Source organism: Noviherbaspirillum suwonense (genome assembly GCF_900182955.1).
Classification (GTDB): Bacteria; Pseudomonadota; Gammaproteobacteria; order Burkholderiales; family Burkholderiaceae_D; genus Noviherbaspirillum_A; species Noviherbaspirillum_A suwonense.
Genome location: NZ_FXUL01000070.1, coordinates 1 through 1,268, shown reverse-complemented (window position 1 = coordinate 1,268; position 1,268 = coordinate 1). Strand labels below are relative to the sequence as shown.

Annotated in this window: 1 protein-coding gene; it reads right to left on the bottom strand. The window is 57.9% G+C overall.

Features of this window, described 5'->3' with window-relative positions; translation table 11 throughout:
* A protein-coding gene (locus tag QOL82_RS29120; protein WP_283445821.1) for an IS3 family transposase occupies window positions 1-1,207 on the bottom strand; the annotation gives its coding sequence in 2 pieces (ribosomal slippage) (window positions 1-898 and window positions 898-1,207; 1,208 coding nt annotated over the 2 pieces). This gene is flagged as partial in the annotation.
* Window positions 1,208-1,268: the final 61 nt, after the last annotated feature.

The window sequence follows — 1,268 nt, the reverse complement described above, 5'->3', positions numbered from 1 at the left end:
TAGTTAATCAAAGCCTGTTTCTCCCTGAACCTGCGTGGCGGCAGGTACTTTAGCGCGCTGTGCGGGTGCTTTGTATTGTAGTGCTCAAACCATCCGGCCAATTGTTGCATGACGGTTCTGGCATCAGGACGTAATGCCAGCCTAGCGTAGTCGCGCTTGATGGTCTTGACCAGACTCTCGGCCATCCCATTACTCTGCGGGCTGGAAACCGGCGTGGTTACCGGTTTGAGACCAAGTGTGCGCGCAAATGAACGCGTTTCGGCAGCAGTGTAGCAACTGCCATTGTCGGTCAACCATTCGATCTCGGATGGCGCGATAGCGTGACGGCCAAACCGATATTCCACTGCCTGCATCATCAAGTCTCCCACCAGGCCGGCGTCAATGCCTCTGGTCGTCGCCACCCAGCTCATGACTTCACGATCACAGCAATCCAGCGCAAAGGCCACCCGTACCCGTTCACCATTCTCGCAAGCCAGTTCAAAGCCATCCGAGCACCAGCGGGTGTTGCTGCTGTCGACGGCGACCGTGCCGTCATGCTTGCGGGTAGAGATGGGCCGCTGGCCGCGACGGTACAGTAGCAGGCCATGATCGCGCATGACGCGATAGATGCGCTTGTGGTTAGCCGCTTGGCCATTCGGTCTGGGATGCTGATGTCGCAACACACCCCATACCCGACGATAGCCATACGTGCCGAGGCCATGAATGACCTGCCGAATGTCTTCCAGCAACGGCGTGTCATCAGAACGGCTGCGTGCCGTACGGCAGTCAATCCAGGCGTCAGGACGTTTCAGCAGTGCCACGAGATGGCTGCGCGCCACGCCAAGGGTCGAACATACCAGTCTCATCGGTCGTCCCCGGGCAACAGCGGCGAGCGCGCAAGCCACTTTTTTGCTTTGGCGAAATCCACTGCTTCCTTGAGAATCTCATTCTCCAGCGTCTTACGTCCCAATGCTGCTTCCAATTGCTTGATGCGCTTCATTGCTTCCTGCAGGTCAGATGCCGGCACCACGGGCTCGTTGGCCCCCACAGCAACGAGCGATCCTTCCGTATAGGCTTTACGCCACTGGAACAACTGGCTGGCGGTCACACCGGCTTCCCGGGCCACTAGGGACACCGACATCCCCGGTTCCATGCTGCGCTTGACCCATTCCAGTTTCTGTTCCGGGGTCCAGCGTCTGCGCCGCTGGACCCCGGTAATGACTTCCACTTGCTGATTTCTTCCCGAAGGCATAGGTCTATCCATAGCAGTATTCCTAGTCGTTAGTTTA